This window comes from Mesorhizobium sp. KR9-304 (assembly GCF_040049215.1).
Lineage (GTDB): Bacteria > Pseudomonadota > Alphaproteobacteria > Rhizobiales > Rhizobiaceae > Mesorhizobium_K.
The window spans coordinates 225,463-241,484 of record NZ_JBDZDN010000002.1 but is presented as its reverse complement, the minus strand read 5'-3'; the positions used below and the strand labels follow the sequence as shown (position 1 = coordinate 241,484).

At 64.0% G+C, this 16,022-nt stretch carries 16 protein-coding genes; 9 read left to right on the top strand and 7 right to left on the bottom strand.

The features are described from left to right. Window positions 1-98 precede the first annotated feature (98 nt). The 6 genes from ABLE71_RS13425 to ABLE71_RS13400 all read left to right on the top strand — a co-directional run bounded on the left by ABLE71_RS13425 (window position 99) and on the right by ABLE71_RS13400 (window position 6,152). Complete coding sequence (locus tag ABLE71_RS13425; protein WP_348783944.1) at window positions 99-827, top strand: rhomboid family intramembrane serine protease; 729 nt, start codon at window positions 99-101, stop codon at window positions 825-827. 119 nt (window positions 828-946) lie between these two features. After that, window positions 947-1,378, top strand: coding sequence for a CBS domain-containing protein (locus ABLE71_RS13420; RefSeq protein ID WP_348783943.1), 432 nt, complete (start codon window positions 947-949; stop codon window positions 1,376-1,378). 194 nt (window positions 1,379-1,572) lie between these two features. Beyond that, entirely contained in the window at window positions 1,573-1,962 is a 390-nt protein-coding gene (locus tag ABLE71_RS13415) for a hypothetical protein (RefSeq protein WP_348783942.1), read from the top strand. Window positions 1,963-2,063: 101 nt separating this feature from the next. After that, window positions 2,064-4,586 carry a protein translocase subunit SecD gene (secD, locus tag ABLE71_RS13410; protein ID WP_348783941.1) on the top strand — a complete coding sequence of 841 codons (2,523 nt, stop codon included), beginning with the start codon at window positions 2,064-2,066 and terminating at the stop codon, window positions 4,584-4,586. Window positions 4,587-4,739: 153 nt separating this feature from the next. Next, window positions 4,740-4,937, top strand: a complete 198-nt coding sequence (locus tag ABLE71_RS13405; protein ID WP_348783940.1) for a hypothetical protein — start codon at window positions 4,740-4,742, stop codon at window positions 4,935-4,937. Window positions 4,938-5,102: 165 nt separating this feature from the next. Next, the gene (locus tag ABLE71_RS13400; RefSeq protein WP_348783939.1) at window positions 5,103-6,152 is read left to right on the top strand and encodes a GH25 family lysozyme; all 1,050 of its coding nucleotides are present in this window, start codon (window positions 5,103-5,105) and stop codon (window positions 6,150-6,152) included. Between the two features lie 12 nt (window positions 6,153-6,164). Here ABLE71_RS13400 and ABLE71_RS13395 read toward each other — a convergent pair whose 3' ends face one another. After that, on the bottom strand, window positions 6,165-6,347 hold the full coding sequence (locus ABLE71_RS13395; RefSeq protein ID WP_348783938.1) for a DUF1508 domain-containing protein: 183 nt from the start codon (window positions 6,345-6,347) through the stop codon (window positions 6,165-6,167). Between the two features lie 107 nt (window positions 6,348-6,454). Continuing rightward, window positions 6,455-6,733, bottom strand: coding sequence for an acylphosphatase (locus tag ABLE71_RS13390; protein ID WP_348783937.1), 279 nt, complete (start codon window positions 6,731-6,733; stop codon window positions 6,455-6,457). A 160-nt stretch (window positions 6,734-6,893) separates the two neighbouring features. Between ABLE71_RS13390 and ABLE71_RS13385 the strand changes: the two genes are divergently transcribed. Then, on the top strand, window positions 6,894-7,058 hold the full coding sequence (locus tag ABLE71_RS13385; RefSeq protein WP_348783936.1) for a hypothetical protein: 165 nt from the start codon (window positions 6,894-6,896) through the stop codon (window positions 7,056-7,058). A gap of 80 nt (window positions 7,059-7,138) precedes the next feature. Here ABLE71_RS13385 and ABLE71_RS13380 read toward each other — a convergent pair whose 3' ends face one another. The 4 genes from ABLE71_RS13380 to ABLE71_RS13365 form a co-directional block, all read right to left on the bottom strand. Further along, window positions 7,139-8,014: a hypothetical protein gene (locus tag ABLE71_RS13380; RefSeq protein ID WP_348783935.1), complete on the bottom strand. Its 876-nt coding sequence runs from the start codon at window positions 8,012-8,014 to the stop codon at window positions 7,139-7,141. Between the two features lie 445 nt (window positions 8,015-8,459). Then, window positions 8,460-8,666 (bottom strand): type II toxin-antitoxin system HicB family antitoxin, encoded by a 207-nt coding sequence (locus ABLE71_RS13375; RefSeq protein ID WP_348783934.1) that lies wholly within the window; start codon window positions 8,664-8,666, stop codon window positions 8,460-8,462. Window positions 8,667-8,730: 64 nt separating this feature from the next. Continuing rightward, the gene (locus ABLE71_RS13370) at window positions 8,731-9,567 is read right to left on the bottom strand and encodes a trypsin-like peptidase domain-containing protein (protein ID WP_348783933.1); all 837 of its coding nucleotides are present in this window, start codon (window positions 9,565-9,567) and stop codon (window positions 8,731-8,733) included. 7 nt (window positions 9,568-9,574) lie between these two features. Then, window positions 9,575-13,360 carry a vitamin B12-dependent ribonucleotide reductase gene (locus tag ABLE71_RS13365; RefSeq protein WP_348783932.1) on the bottom strand — a complete coding sequence of 1,262 codons (3,786 nt, stop codon included), beginning with the start codon at window positions 13,358-13,360 and terminating at the stop codon, window positions 9,575-9,577. 693 nt (window positions 13,361-14,053) lie between these two features. On the opposite strand from ABLE71_RS13365, the gene ABLE71_RS13360 reads away from it, so the two are divergent. Together ABLE71_RS13360 and ABLE71_RS13355 are read left to right on the top strand one after the other, a co-directional pair. Beyond that, the gene (locus ABLE71_RS13360; protein WP_348783931.1) at window positions 14,054-14,662 is read left to right on the top strand and encodes a sulfite oxidase-like oxidoreductase; all 609 of its coding nucleotides are present in this window, start codon (window positions 14,054-14,056) and stop codon (window positions 14,660-14,662) included. A gap of 60 nt (window positions 14,663-14,722) precedes the next feature. After that, window positions 14,723-15,445, top strand: a complete 723-nt coding sequence (locus ABLE71_RS13355; RefSeq protein ID WP_348783930.1) for an FAD-binding oxidoreductase — start codon at window positions 14,723-14,725, stop codon at window positions 15,443-15,445. 13 nt (window positions 15,446-15,458) lie between these two features. Here the strand turns inward: ABLE71_RS13355 and ABLE71_RS13350 are convergent, their stop codons facing one another. Then, the gene (locus ABLE71_RS13350; RefSeq protein ID WP_348784476.1) at window positions 15,459-15,944 is read right to left on the bottom strand and encodes an NUDIX hydrolase; all 486 of its coding nucleotides are present in this window, start codon (window positions 15,942-15,944) and stop codon (window positions 15,459-15,461) included. Between the last annotated feature and the right edge of the window lie 78 nt (window positions 15,945-16,022).

Here is a 16,022-nt window from a genome sequence, read left to right as displayed (position 1 = left end):
GATTCGGGTTGTTCACGCGGCGGCGGAGACGGTTTTTCTTTGGCGATTCGGCGTGGCTCGACTACACGCGGGTAATGCCCCAACCGGAATCACGACGCATGACCGAACCGGTCCCAGAAATCCAGGCAGGCGGCGATCCCGGTGAGGGCGAAGAGCCCCGGCGCAGGGAGCCGATCTTCAACCTGCCTGGCGTGGTGATCGCCTTTATTATCGCATGCGTGGGCATTCACCTCGTCCGGCTCTACGTACTGGATGACGAGCAGGACTTCTGGCTGATCGTGCAGGCGGCATTCATCCCGCTGCGCTACTCGGGCGAGTTCCCGATCGACATCTACGCATTTACGAGCCCGGTAACCTATTCGCTGCTGCACGGAAGCATCGCACATCTGGCCGTCAACATGATCTGGCTCGCGGCCTTCGGCTCGCCGCTTGCCAACCGGATCGGGCCGACGCGTTTCGTGCTGTTCTGGATTGTCACTTCGATCGCCGCCGCGGGGCTGCACTACGTGCTCTACATGACCAGCCAGGCGCCGCTGATCGGCGCTTCGGGGGCGATTTCCGGCATGATGGGCGCGGCGGCCCGCTTCGGCTTCCGCACCGATCGCTCGTCGGGCCGGGCGGCTTTCGCAGGTCCGGTCCTGCCGATCTCGACGGTGCTCACCATGCGCGGCACCGTCGCTTTCCTGGCCATCTGGATGGCGATCAATCTCGTCACCGGACTGGTCGGAATTGTGCCTGGCGAGGAAAGCCAGATCGCTTGGGAGGCGCATATAGGCGGCTTCGTCGTCGGCTTCTTCTTCATATCGGTCTTCGATCAGAGGACCTGACTGAGGGCCTAGCCGATTTCAGCCCTCTTGAAATGGCCGCGTTCCGGCTGCACGATCTTGTTCTCAACGCAAAGGGCCGGGAGCAGCAGGTCAACGAACCAAAACAGGAGGAGGACGCCGTGACAGTCAAAGCAATTCTCGAAGCCAAGGGGCATGATGTCGTTACGCTCGGACCGAACGAGAAACTGTCGGAGGCGGTCAGGCTCCTTGCTGAACGGCGTATCGGCGCGCTGGTCGTGACCAACGGGGACCGCAAGATCGTCGGCATCATCTCGGAGCGCGACATCGTGCGCGTGATCGGCAGGGAGGGAGCCGCTGCGCTCGACCATCCGGTGCGTCAGGTGATGACGCCGAAGGTGAACATCTGCAACGAACACCATACGGTCAATGAGGTCATGGAGATCATGACGCGGGGACGCTTCCGCCACCTGCCTGTCGAGAAGGATGGCCAACTCGACGGCATCATCTCGATCGGCGACGTGGTGAAGCGGCGCATAGAGGATGTCGAGCGCGAGGCGGAGGACATCCGCAGCTATATCGCGACCGCCTGATCGCCCGTCAGGGGCTATAGGATCAGGAAGCGGGCGTCGAGAGACCCGCCCGCCTTCACGACGACGGCCCATTCAGGCGCCTTCCGGGTGACCGGCAGGCCATCGCGTTGAGGGCCCGCCGCAATGGACTATCCATTGCCCGAATTCAGCACTATATGCAGCCGATCGTCTGCAGGACTTCGCCGGCCAACGACATGACGCGGCTCAACGCATTTTGGGGAAGGACGACCGACACGCTGTCGGCGCTTCTCCTGTTGCTCGCCGTCATCCTTGCCGGCGGATACGGGCCGCTGACTGCGCAGGCGACGGCCGTTCCAGTCGCGTCGCAGTCTCCGACCGACGCCGGGACCGGAGGACATCGCTCCACTCCGGTCATTGCCAAGCAGCAACTGCTTGCGAGTGAAATACGGGACAAAAAGGCCGCGCCGTGGGATGACGGCAAGCCCAAAGCGTTCCTGCCTTCCGGGGTCCTGGAACTTCCGGCTCCGACCAAGGCTGCGGGATCCGCGGCCCAAGCCTTTGCTTCTGCTCCTTCCACAGCGGCATCCGATTTCGATGCCCGCGCACCCCCTGCCATATCCTGATCGTTGCTGACCGGCGTGGTTCCTGACGGACCACGTCCAAGAAATTGCAGCCTTCGACCGCGCGTATAGCGCCGGCGAGGCCATCGACAGGATCATCAGACATGCGCACCCCACGATGGGTCGTGGTGACTTACGTCATCCTCATTCTTGCCGGCGTCATCGCCGCGCTTCCCAACATGTTCACACCCCGGCAGCTCGCGGCGCTTCCCGGCTGGGTGCCGAAGCGGCAGATCACGCTCGGCCTCGACCTTCAGGGCGGGTCGCACCTCGTGCTCGAAGTCGACGCGGCGGCGCTAAAGACCGACCGGCTGCGCTCGCTGCTCGACGACGTGCGCGGCACGCTGCGCAAGGAGCGCATCGATTCCCGCTCGGCGCGCATCTCCTCCGGCGCCATCACCGTGGCCATCGACAATCCGGATCAACTCGCCAAGGCGCAGGAGGTGCTTGGCGGCATGGCGACGCCGGTGGGGATCAGCGGCCAGCGAGATCTCGCCATCACGACTGACGGCAACCTGATCAAGGTTGCGCTGACCGATGCGGGACTCGACGACCGGCTCGACGCGGCGCTGACGCAGAGCCTCGAGATCGTGCGCCAGCGCGTCGACCAGGTGGGCGTCGCCGAGCCGACGATACAGCGCGTCGGAACGAACCGCATGCTGGTCCAGCTTCCCGGCCTGCAGGACCCGACCAGGCTGCGCCAGCTTCTGGGCTCGACCGCCAAGATGAGCTTCCATCTGCTGGCGAACACCGCCAATGGCGAGCCGGTGCCCGCCGGCGTGACCATGCTGCCTGACGCCAAGTCCGGCGCCCAATATCCGGTCGAGGACCGCATCGCGCTCGATGGCGAGCATCTGACCGACGCGCGCGCGGGCTTCGACCAGCGTACGCACGAGCCGCTGGTAACGTTCCGCTTCGACAGCATAGGGGCCAGAAAATTCGCCGAAATCACCAGCGCCAATGTCGGCCGGCCCTTCGCCATCGTGCTCGACGGCAAAGTGCTCTCCGCGCCGGTCATCCGCGAACCGATCACCGGCGGCTCCGGCCAGATCAGCGGCAGCTTCACCGTCGAGGAGACGGCGACGCTGTCGGCCCTGCTGCGCGCCGGCGCGCTGCCAGCGCCGCTCACCGTCATCGAGGAGCGGACGGTCGGTCCGGATCTCGGCGGCGACGTGATCAAGATGGGCATCTACACCGGCATAGCCGGATTCGCGGCGGTCGTGCTGTTCATGGTCGCGCTCTACGGCTCATGGGGCATGATCGCGAACTTCGCGCTGCTCTTGCACCTGATACTGACCTTCGGCGTGCTGAACATCATCGGCGCGACGCTGACCTTGCCCGGCATCGCCGGCATCATCCTCGGCATCGGCTTCGGGGTGGACGCCAACATCCTGATCAACGAGCGAATACGCGAGGAAGCCAAGAAGGGGCTGAGCGCCTTCGCAGCCTTGGACAACGGCTTCAAGCGCGCCTACTCGACCATCGTCGACGCCAATGTCACGTCGCTGATCGCGACCGGACTGCTCTTCATGTTCGGCTCCGGACCGGTGAAGGGTTTTGCCGTCACCATGTTCCTCGGTACCTGCCTGTCCATGTTCACGGCAGTCTCGGTCACCAGGATATTGATGGCGGCGGTGGTGCGGCGGCAAAAACTGAAGACGATCAGGATAGAGCCGCTTGTCCGCTTCTTTCCGCAAAAAACCTCGATCGCCTTCATGAGGGGCCGCTATCTCGGCATCGGCATGTCGATCTTCCTGTCGGTGGCGTCGGTCGGGCTGTTCATGAAGCCGGGGCTGAACTACGGCATCGACTTCAAAGGCGGCATCCAGGTCGAAATCACCACCGCGCAGCCGGCCGACCTTGCCCAACTGCGAAGCACGCTCAGCACGATCGGTGTCGGCGAGGTGACGCTTCAGCAAGTCGGCAGCGGCGACAACAACGTGCTGATCCGCGTGCAGCGACAGGACGGCGGCGAGGTCGAACAGACCAAGGCGGTCGACGCCGTGAAGCAGGCGGTGCGGAAACTCGACCCGGCCGTGAGGTTCGACAAGACCGATGTCGTCGGGCCCAAGGTGAGCGGCGAGCTTGCGCAGTCGGGCATCATGGCGGTCGTACTGGCCGCGCTCGCCATGCTTGGCTACATATGGTGGCGCTTCGAGTGGAATTTCGCGATCGGCGCGATCACCACGCTGATACTCGACACCACCAAGATGATCGGCTTCTTCGCGCTGTTCCAGCTCGACTTCAACCTGACGGCGATCGCAGCACTGCTCACCATCATCGGCTATTCGGTGAACGACAAGGTGGTGGTCTACGACCGCATGCGCGAGAACCTCCGGCTCTACAAAAAGATGCCGCTGCGCGAGATCATCGACATGAGCATCAACCAGGTGTTCGCGCGATGCATCTACACCTCTGTCGCAATCCTGCTCTCCATGCTGCCCATGGCGATATGGGGCGGCAGCGCGGTCGAGAATTTCGCCATCCCGATGGTGTTCGGCGTCGTCGTCGCGACGACCTCGTCGATCTTCATCGCCGCGCCCATCCTGCTCTTGCTCGGAGACTGGTGGAAGCACCGGCGCGAGCGCGAGGAGGCGTCCGCGCCAGGCTCCCTCGTCAAGGCCTGACGCCATGCCGCACCGCGCCGGACACCGCTCACGAGGCGGCTCCGGCGCGGTGTTTGGAAAAAAGTCACAAGATTGCCGCCTAACGATCATTGGCGGGCCATCTTTGCATTCCTATCTAGGGATGAGAGCGGGGCGCTTTCGAGGAGGCGAAAGATGACCGAGGGCAGGATGACCGTTCTGGACGAACTGTTTGAAGATCCGATGGTGCAAATGGTGATGGCGCGCGATCATGTGCGCCCCGAGGAACTGCGCAGCCTGCTCGAACGTGACCGTGTCCGCGCAACCGAGAAACGGCTGGTGCCGCCCGCGCATGTGATCTCGTCCTGCCGGGGCGCCAGCCTCTGCTACTGATACCGCCGGCCTGAGCGCCCGGCTCACTCCGGCGGAGCCGCGATTGCTGCCTCCGCCGTTAAGGATTTGATTCAAACTTTGTTGGTGTTTCCCCGCTAGTGGTCCTTCTTTGGGTCTGCACAAGCAGGCCTGTCATACGTGTGTTTGTATCGCGTACGGGGCCACATGCGTTCGTTTCTTCTCATTGCGTGCCTGGGATTTTGCGCGGTCGGCATCGCCGGCTGCACGTCGAGTTCGGGCATTGACGGACTTGGCCTCGACAAGCTCGGCCCCTCCAGGGAAACCACGAATTCCATTCCGCGGCCCGCGACGCCGGTCGCCGAAACGGCGGCCGGTCCGGGACGGATCGTGACCATCAACGAGGAAGTCGCGGCCCTGGCCGACGCCGGCATGCCGCCGGTGACGCCGAGCGCGCTGGTCGGCGCCGGGGAGGCGAGGGCGGTCGAGGCCGTCGAGGAGGTGGCGCTCGCCGTTCCGCAAGAGCCGGCGATGGCGAAGTCGCCGGTCGGGCCAGTGAACCGGCACCGCTTCCGCGACGCCAAGCCGATCAATTTCGGCAAGGCCTCGCCGAAGAACTACGCCGTGCACGGGGTAGACGTGTCGCGCTGGCAGGGCGACATCGACTGGCAGACGCTGAAGAGCCAGGGCGCCAACTTCGTCTACATCAAGGCGACGGACGGCGGCGACCATCTCGACCCGATGTTCAGGAAGAACTGGCGCGAGGCGCACAAGGCGGGACTGAAGCGCGGCGCCTATCACTTCTTCTACTGGTGCCGCACCGCAGGCGAGCAGGCCGACTGGTTCATCCGCAACGTGCCGAGGGTGGCTGGTGCGCTGCCGCCGGTCATCGACGTCGAATATAACGGCCAGTCGAGTTGCAAGCGGCGGATCTCGGCGGAGAAGCGGCGCGAGAAGATGCAGGTCTTCATGGACCGGCTGGAGGCGCATTACGGCCAGCGGCCGATCATCTACACCGCGCCGGATTTTTATCGCGACAATCTGCGCGGGCATTTCCAGAACTATCCGTTCTGGCTGCGCGCTGTGGCGCAGCATCCCTCCAAGGTCTATCCCGGCCGCGACTTCGTGTTCTGGCAATATTCGGGCTCCGGCCTGTCGCAGGGCGTGAAGGGCAAGATCGACCTCAACGTGTTCAACGGCGGCGAGGCGCAATGGCGCGCCTGGGCCGGCGGGCAGTCGCTGATGGCGGCGGAGTAGGGGGCGGGCACCCTAAGCGGGCGTGCAAGTCATGCCGCTACGCTGGGCGTTGGCGATGCAGTCGCCGCGATTGGAATAGCCTTGCGTGGTGGCGCCGACGATGCGGCCGTTGGCGGCCGTTCGCCGCCAGCGCCAGCCGTCACTGGCCAGATAAATCTCCCAAGTGTCACCCTGCCTGTCAGTGCAGCTTGCCATGGACGTTTTCCTCGATCGAAGGCGACCTTGTGGAGCGATTCGGTTGGGGTTGGCCACGAAGCTGATGCAACCACCGGTCATTGCCGTGACGCAGACGGGTTGCGCGGCTATCGCACCTGCCTGAAGCCATCAGGCAGGTCTGTGGGGTTGACCGGCTTGGTCTCCACGCTGGTGACGGCGGCGCCGGGCGGACCGGACCAGAAGAGCTCGATCATCCTGGCGACCACCTCCTCCGGGCCGCCGACCAGCGCGGTCACCGAACCGTTCGGCTCGTTCCTGATCCAGCCGCGCAGGCGCAAGACCTGCGCCTCGCGCTCCGCCCACATGCGGAAGCCGACGCCCTGCACGCGGCCGTGGATGGAGACGAGGAAAGCCTTCTCGAACATGGGCCTGTTTTCCGATCGGCAGGCATTCCAGTCCAGCATAGGTGGACCGATGGGCGGGGGCCGGCAAGGCCGGACGGCAAGAAAGCAGCAACCATGCCGCTTAAGCGGGAAACAATTCCCGTCTGCTACGTTGAGGACGCGTCACCTTCGGAGAAGTTCGATGCGCAACATGCTGACCGCCGCGGCGGTCGTCGTTTTCGTCGTCAGTACCGGCCTGCTGGAAATGGCGAAGATCCATGACCGGCCGATCACCGCGCTGCCGCCGGCGATGGGCGAGTTCGGGCAGGGACAGGTGGATGCGACCGTGACGGGCGCGGTGCGGTAGGGACGACTCAAGCCGAGCAAGCGGCTGCATTTCGGCAGTCTGGCCACTTCGGTGCGTCCGGCAAACGGCAACCGCCGGCGTCAGGACGTGTCCGGCTGCAGCGCCCAGAATGCCAGGCCGTGGACGACGCTCAGGATTTCGTGGACCTCATGGCGAGGCCGGCGCAGCCCGCCGGGTGGACGGCCGGGGCGCAAGGGCCAGACGCGGCGAAACCGGCGGACGGCGCGGGGTGTGTCTTGCTCGCCTGCGGTGGCGGGGGGTTTTCTGTTTTGCGCGCCTGCGGCGTCGCGGCCGTTTTGCACACCTGCGGCGTCGGGCTTGCTTGCTACGCCCCGAGCCCGCCAGCGCGCGAAGCGCCTTGCCTCTCGCGGCAGGTCGTCGAGCGCGCGGCCGAGCGCGGCAAGCCGCAGGGTAAGACGCGCGGCGTCGACCGGATCGTCGGGCGCGGGCGCGCGCGGGACGGGAGACGGCCGGGTGAGGCCGGGGATGGAGATGCGGGGAAACCCGCACGCCGGCGATCTCGGCGGCGCACCCCAGCGCGGCAGCCGATCGGTGAGCGGCAGGCAGAACCGCGCGGGCCTTGTGCCGGCCTTGGGCCGCAAGCCGCGCGGCATCACGATGCCGGTGCCGATGCCGTTGCGCAGGATCGACCGGGCGGGTTGCGGCTTGCGCTGATACTCCGGCGGCAACGCGATGACGATGCCGCGCGCGGCCGCGATGATCAGCCGCCGCACCGCTGCCTCGGCCGGGCGCAGCAGGCAAAGCACGGCACGGTGGAGATGGCGCGGCAGCGTGGCGGGACGGTGATCCAGCCCGGCCATGGCGACGAGCATGGCCAGCACGCGCTTCAGCGCCTCGCGATTGTTCTCGATTGCCGCATTCCAGTCCATCGACGCTTCCTTGACCCAGACGGCGACATCATCGCTCGGCCGGGAAGGACGTGGAAAAGCGCTCACGGATTTTCTTGGGTGAGGATAGGGCGTCCGGGGCGGCGTTCGACGAAGCGAGCAGCGATTTCAATGGCTTGGCTGGAGTGCGAAGCGGAGGCCAAATGCTGAAAATCGCACGTGGCAGGGAGCATGAGTCCACGTTTTGGATGTCGCCTGCGCGGCATGGCGAATTCGCTGAGCGAACCGGCTACTCGCCCCCGAACGGCAGGGCTATCGTATATGGGTTATGTAGGAGCGGCGGACTTGCTCTGCGTCGTCATTCCGGGGCCGCGCAGCGGAACCCGGAATCCAGCGTGCCGACGCTGCTCGAATTTCCTGGATGTTTGCGACGTCTCGCTTTTCCTTCGACACCGACGCTCTGGATTCCGGGTTCCGCTGCGCGGCCCCGGAATGACGATCGTCACCGGTATATGCGATTGCCCTGCCCCGAACGGGGCGCTTCGTCCAACGATCAGGCGTCGACGTATTCCGCGCGACTGACGGGAGTGGGGACGGGGAGTCCGTCCTCGCGCAGCCCTTCGATGTGGAAGCGGATGGCGTCTCGGATTTCCGTCTCGGTTTCCGCCACGGTAGCACCAGTCGCTATGCAGCCCGGCAGATCGGGTACATAGGCAGAATAGTTGTTGCCGGCTTTTTCTATCACCACCGCGTAGCGCATCTTATCGATCCTTCAGGCCGGCCTGCTTGAGAATGCTGTTCAGCGTGCCCGGCACGCTTAGTTCTCACAGCTCGCTGATTTTTGTTCCTGGAACGCCAGCCTCGATTATTCGATCTAAGGCGGATTGTTTCCAGACTATTCCAAGTTCTGAAATTGCATCGTTAGCAGCCGCGTCAGCATGTTTTGCTTCCAGCCGGCCGGAATAAACGCCAGCGAAATTGGTGACAGTACCAATGACCGTGCTGTCATCAAATTTTCCATTGGGTACCCAAATACCATGTCGACTTGCGAGTACCGGCGCCCCGGACATTCCGGCAGCAGTACGGCAATCGATTAAGAAGCGTGGGAGACCGCCATAGTTCAGGCGCGGGTCGGAGGCAACGCTACCCCTCTTGTAAAGAGGTATGACACCATCTCCGGAAGAGAAACCCCAAGGGTACCCTATCACAAAAGCGTCGGCCATCGGCTCGATTGTATATTTCGTCTCTATGTCTTTATCTTCGGCGAGAAACCGAAATGTTGCCTGTTTCTCCAGTTTACCGTCGTTCGGCAGCCTAATTACGGCAATGTCTATTCTATATTTTAGCTCCGGATGCTCGATCCAGTATGGGCTCTCGCCTTCCTCGTCGTTGATCGAAAGAGAGAAGTCGAATTTCTGCGAGACGCTAAACGTATCGGGGCCGATATTTTTGTGAAGAAGCATATGGAGCCGGACAGGCACCGCGCCTGTTCGGCTCTTTTTTGGTTCAAACGGGGAGCGACCGGTGACCACATGCCAGTTGGTTACCAAGTACAACCAACTAGCATCTCGTTTGTAGAAAAATACCGTTCCTTGGTCGATCTTAGTTCCAGTCGGTGCAAATGTCTCAACTTGCGCCGTTGTGAACGAAAATTGACTCATAGACCGCTCAGCTACACCCACTCGTAGCCCCACACGTGTCGCACTTTTCGCAGGTGCCGTTGCGCACCATGGTGAAGTTGTGGCACTCGGAGCATTCGTTGCCGGTGTAGCCCTGCATCACCGCCTGGGCGCGGCGCTGGGAGGCCAGCGCCTTGGCGTCGGCAGCTTCCTGCGCGGCGGCGTCGGTGAAGAGGGCGGGCGAGGCGGCTTCCTCCTCGGCGACGTCCTCCACGAACTCCTTCACCCGCTCCTCGTAGTCGCGCTTGAAGGCCACGGCCCCGTCGGTGTCGGCGCGCACCGCATGGACGGCGGCGGTCGCCAGCGCATGCACGTTGGAGCCGGCAAAGGCGGTCGGCGCGCTGCGCACGGGACCCGACGGCGAGCCGCCGAAACCCTTGGGCTCGCTGCCGGCCGTTCCCGACACCAGCTTCACGGGCGAGGCGCCGCGCGTCAACCCCCGGGAGACAGGCGTCGCCTTGCCTTCGGTGATGCCGCGGCCGAGCGCGGTGTTGTCGAAGTTCGACGTGTCGACATGGGCGAGGTCGTGGCGCTCCAGATAGGAGACGGCGAGCTCGCGGAAAATGTAGTCGAGGATCGACGTGGCGTTCTTGATGGCGTCGTTGCCCTGCACCATGCCGGCCGGCTCGAATTTGGTGAAGGTGAAGGCTTCCACATACTCATCCAGCGGCACGCCGTATTGCAGGCCGAGCGAGATGGCGATGGCGAAGTTGTTCATCATCGCGCGGAAGGCAGCGCCCTCCTTGTGCATGTCGATGAAGATCTCGCCGAGGCGGCCGTCGTCGAACTCGCCGGTGCGCAGATACACCTTGTGGCCGCCGACCACCGCCTTCTGGGTGTAGCCCTTGCGGCGGTTGGGCAGCTTCTCGCGGTCGCGGTAGAGCCGCTCGACGACGCGCTCGACGATCCGTTCCGTGACCTGCGCGGCGCGGGCGGCCATGGGCGCGGCGGCCAGCGCTTCCAGAGCGTCGTCCTCGTCCTCCTCGTCGTCGGCGATGAGCGAGGAGTTGAGCGGCTGCGACAGCTTGGAGCCGTCGCGATAGAGCGCGTTGGCCTTCAGCGCCAGCTTCCAGCTGAGCATGTAGGCGTTCTTGCAGTCCTCGACGGTCGCGTCGTTGGGCATGTTGATGGTCTTGGAGATGGCGCCCGAGATGAAGGGCTGGGCCGCCGCCATCATGCGGATGTGGCTCTCGACCGACAGGTAGCGCTTGCCGACCTTGCCGCAGGGGTTGGCGCAGTCGAACACCGGATAGTGCTCCTGCTTCAGGAAGGGCGCGCCCTCGAGCGTCATCGCCCCGCAGATGTGGACGTTGGCGGCCTCGATCTCCTTCTTCGAGAAACCCAGCGCCGGCAGCATCTCGAACGAAAAATCGTTGAGCTGCTCGTCGGTGAAGCCGAACGTCTCCTTCACCCAGTCGGCCCCGAGCGTCCACTGGTTGAAGACGAATTTTATGTCGAAGGCCGAGCCGAGCGCGGCGTTGACGGCGGCGATCTTCTCGTCGGAAAAACCCTTGGCCTTGAGCGAGCCGGGGTTGACCGACGGAGCCTGATTGAGGTTGCCGTGGCCGACCGCATAGGCCTCGATCTCGGCGATCTGCGCCTCGCTGTAGCCGAGCGTGCGCAGCGCCTCGGGCACCGCGCGGTTGATGATCTTGAAGTAGCCGCCGCCGGCGAGCTTCTTGAACTTCACCAGCGCGAAGTCGGGCTCGATGCCGGTCGTGTCGCAGTCCATGACGAGGCCGATCGTGCCGGTGGGCGCAATCACGGTCGCCTGGGCGTTGCGGAAGCCGTGCTCCTCGCCAAGCTCGATGGCGCGGTCCCAGGCGGCCTTGGCGTGATCGCCGAGTTCCTTCTGTTTGAGGTCAGTGTGCACGAGCGGCACAGGCGAGACGGCGAGCTTCTCGTAGCCGTCCCTGTCGCCATAGGCCGCGCGGCGGTGGTTGCGCATGACGCGCAGCATGTTGTCGGCATTGCGGTCATAGTCGCGGAAGGCGCCGAGTTCGGCGGCCATCTCGGCCGACGTCGCGTAGGCTGTGCCGGTCATGATGGCGGTGAGTGCTGCGCAGATGGCGCGGCCCTCGTCGGAATCGTAGGGGATGCCGCTAGTCATCAGCAGGCCGCCGATATTGGCGTAGCCGAGGCCGAGCGTGCGGTACTCGTAGGAGAGCCTTGCGATCTCCTTGGAGGGGAACTGCGCCATCATGACCGAAATCTCAAGCACCATGGTCCACAGACGCACAGTGTGCTCGTAGGCGGCGATGTCGATCGTGCCGTCGGCATTGCGGTAGGGCAGGAGGTTGACGGAGGCGAGGTTGCAGGCCGTGTCGTCGAGGAACATGTATTCCGAGCACGGGTTGGATCCCCGGATCGGGCCGCCGGCCGGCGAGGTGTGCCAGTCGTTCATGGTGGTGTTGTAGTGCAGGCCGGGATCGGCCGACGCCCAGGCGGCGTAGCCGATCTTCTCCCAGAGGTCGCGGGCCTTCAGCGTCTTCATCACCTTGCCGTCCTTGCGGGCGGTGAGCTTCCAGTCGCCGTCGGTCTCGACCGCGCGCAGGAAGTCGTCCTTGAGCGAGATCGAGTTGTTGGAATTCTGGCCGGAAACGGTGAGGTAGGCCTCGGAGTCCCAGTCGGTGTCGTAGGTCTTGAAGTCGATCGACGTGTAGCCCTGGCGGGCGAACTGGATGACGCGCTGGATGTAGTTTTCCGGCACGCCGTTCTTCTTGGCGGCCTTGATCTCGCGCTTCAGCGCCGGGTTCTTCTGGGGGTCGTAACAATCGTCGCCGGGGCCTTCGCAGGCGACGCAGGCCTTCATGACGGCGGCCATGTGCTGCTTGACGATCTTCGAGCCGGTGACCAGCGAGGCGACCTTCTGCTCCTCCTTCACCTTCCAGTCGATGAACGCTTCGATATCGGGATGGTCGGCGTCGACGATGACCATCTTGGCGGCGCGCCGCGTGGTGCCGCCCGACTTGATGGCGCCGGCGGCGCGGTCGCCGATCTTGAGGAAGGACATCAGGCCGGACGAACGGCCGCCGCCGGAGAGCTTTTCGCCCTCGCCGCGCAGCATGGAGAAGTTCGAGCCGGTGCCCGAGCCGTATTTGAACAGTCTGGCTTCGCGGACCCACAGGTCCATGATGCCGCCCTCGTTGACGAGGTCGTCCTGAACGCCCTGGATGAAGCAGGCATGCGGCTGCGGATGCTCGTAGGCGGACTTCGACTTGGTCAGCTTGCCGGTGAAGGGGTCGACGTAGAAATGGCCCTGGCCGGGGCCGTCGATGCCGTAGGCCCAGTGCAGGCCGGTGTTGAACCACTGCGGCGAGTTCGGCGCGACGCGCTGGGTGGCGAGCATGTAGCAGAGCTCGTCCATGAAGGCTTGCGCATCCTCCTCCGACTTGAAGTAGCCGCCCTTCCAGCCCCAGTAGGTCCAGGTACCGGCAAGGCGGCTGAAGACCTGGCGGGCGTCGGTCTCGGAGACGAAGCGCTCGGCCTCGGGGAGGGTGGCAAGAGCTGCCTCGTCGGGAACCGAGCGCCACAGGAAGGAGGGGATGTCGTTCTCCTCGACCTTCTTCAGCCGCGCGGGCACGCCGGCCTTGCGGAAATATTTCTGGGCCAGGATGTCGGCGGCGACCTGCGAGAACTGCGCCGGAACGTCGATGTCGTCGAGGCGGAAGACGACCGACCCGTCCGGATTCTTGATCTCGGAGAGCGCCTTGCGGAATTCGATCTCCGCATAGGCTGATTGTCCTGCCTTTGTGAAGCGCCTCTGGATATGCATGGTCCTGATCCCTTTGTATCTACATATAGCGTCTTTCGAACGGGCTTTCTCGCCCAATTTCGTCAAGACGCGCGTCCGCCATGCCGCCCCGTTGCCGGAGCGGCCTTCTCGTCCCTCGCCGCCCTCGGTCGCCGCGTCTATCGACCCCTTGCGGAGCCTTGATTTCCGGGCCTTCCGACGGACCAGCGCGGGTCCCTCGATATGAAACTTTCCTCGATTCCCCTCGAAAGGGAATATCACACTATCTAGTGTCGACCGTACCCGCAAACACTAAATATAGTGTTAACAGACAATTTATTCCAGTCCGACACTTTTCCCTTTCGACCCCCAAAACCCACGCAAAACCCAAGGCTCCAGAGCGCTCCGAGAGCCGGAGCGGACCGCTGAAAACCCACAAAATCTGGAAACGTGTTACCGGTCCGGAATTCTTCCGACCACGCTCGAAACAGGAGCGCATGACCCATAAGAGGCGACTCGTTTTGCGCCGTCAAGGATTCGTTTTTGTAACTTTTGTGACCCCCATATGTTGTGTGTCAGTCGTGTGGATAACGGGGGAAATGCGGTATCCGTTCGCCCGCTATGCGTGGGCGGACCGAGCCGGCCGAATTGACACCTTCATATACTTGATCCCGCGCGGTTTGGGTGGGATCGTTGCAACGACGAGTTCACAACGGGCCGGCAGGATCGATTTTGATGGCGACGCGCGGATTCACCGGACGGCGGGGCGGATCGGAGGAAACCCGGGAACGGCTCCCGCCCGGCCAGTTCCTCGAGAGCGGCTTTCCGGTGCTCTCGGCCGGACCGACGCCGCGCATCCAGACGGACAAGTGGACCTTCACGCTGAAGGACGGCGTCAGGCCGGTGAAGCGCTGGAATTGGGACGAGTTCAACGCGCTGCCGCAGACCAAGATGACGCGCGACATTCATTGCGTGACGACATGGTCGAAGTTCGACACGGCGTGGCAGGGCGTACTGGTCGACGACATCCTGGCCGACGCAGGCATCGAGCCGCCGACCGGCTTCACGCTGGCGCACAGCTTCGACGGCTACACGACCAACGTGCCGACCGCCGATCTTCTGGGCGGCAAGGCGATGGTGGCGCTTCGCTACGAAGGAAAGCCGATCGCCCCGGACCACGGCGGGCCGGCGCGGCTGCTGGTGCCGCATCTCTATTTCTGGAAATCGGCGAAATGGGTCAACGGGCTGCAGTTCACCCAGAAGGACGAGCTGGGCTTCTGGGAACTGCGCGGCTACCACCGCTACGGGGATCCGTGGCAAGAGCAGCGTTATACGAATGACTAGAATGGATCGATATTCTCGCCAGGACGGCCTGCCGCGAATCTCGACCAATTCCGGCCGCTGATGCGCTGGCAGACCGCTGTTGTCACCGAGATCGTGCGGCGATCGCGCGCCGTATCGAGCTTCTTCTTCCGGCTGCCGGAATTCGTGCCCTTCGCCGCGGGCCAGCATATCATCGTGCGGCTGACGGCGCCGGACGGGTATCGCGCGCAGCGCAGCTATTCCATCGCTTCGGCGCCGGAAACGACCAGCCACGTCGAACTCGCCATCGAGAAACTCGATGACGGCGAGGTTTCTCCCTTCTTTCACGAGGTGGTGGAGGTCGGCGACGAGATCGAACTGTCCGAGCCTGTCGGCGGGCATTTCATCTGGAGGACGCAGGACGGCGGCCCGGTGCTGCTGATCGGCGGCGGATCGGGCATCGCACCTTTCGTCTCGATGGCGCGGCACCGGGCGCTCGCCGGTTCGACCGCGCCGATGCTGCTCCTGTTCTCGGCGCGGACGCGGCACGACCTGCTGTTTGCGGACGAACTGGCTGAACTCAGGGACCGGCAGGACGGCTTCGACATGATCACGACGCTGACGCGCGAGGCGTCCCCGCCGGAAGGGATATCGAAGGGCCGGATCGACGCCGGGACGATCGCCGCGGCACTCGCCCGACTGCCCGGCCCGGTCAGGCGGATCTATATCTGCGGATCGAACCCGTTCGTGGAAAACGCGGCGCAGCATGCAATCGACGCCGGGGTGGAGCCGGGCCTGATCGCCACGGAACGCTACGGCGTGTGAACGAGGCAGCGTGTCAGGCGACGACCTTGCGGGGGTCGGCGCTGAAGGCCGAGATCAGCTTGCAGAGGTCGGTCTCGTTCAGCATGCGCGCGGCGTCGGCCGCCGCCACCCATTTGCGCTTGCGCTGACGCTTTTCCTTCCACTTGTCCGCGACCTTGTCGACCTCAAGCGGAAAGACCAGAACCTCGCACTGAACCTCCTCGCCGGAGGAGAGTATCTTGGCATACAAATACCGGCCCGCCGCGCGTCGCGAGACAGCGCCCGACAGGCCTGCTTCCTCGGCCGCTTCGCGCGCGGCAGCATCGCACAGCTGCTCGGTGCCTTCCGGCCAGCCCTTGGGCAGCACCCAGCGGCCGGTGTCGCGGCTGGTGATGAGCATGATCTCGACGCCATCCGCCGTCTTGCGCCACGGAAGTGCGGCGACCTGCAGGCGACAGGGCGCGTTGCCGAACAGCCGGCGCACCCTTTCGACCAGATGGTTGCTCGTCAGCACATTCATGAACATCAGGAGGGTAACGCCCCAAGCTCCGATTCGTTTGCCGCCTCAGTAATATTAAGGCTAATTGTCGAGAATAAA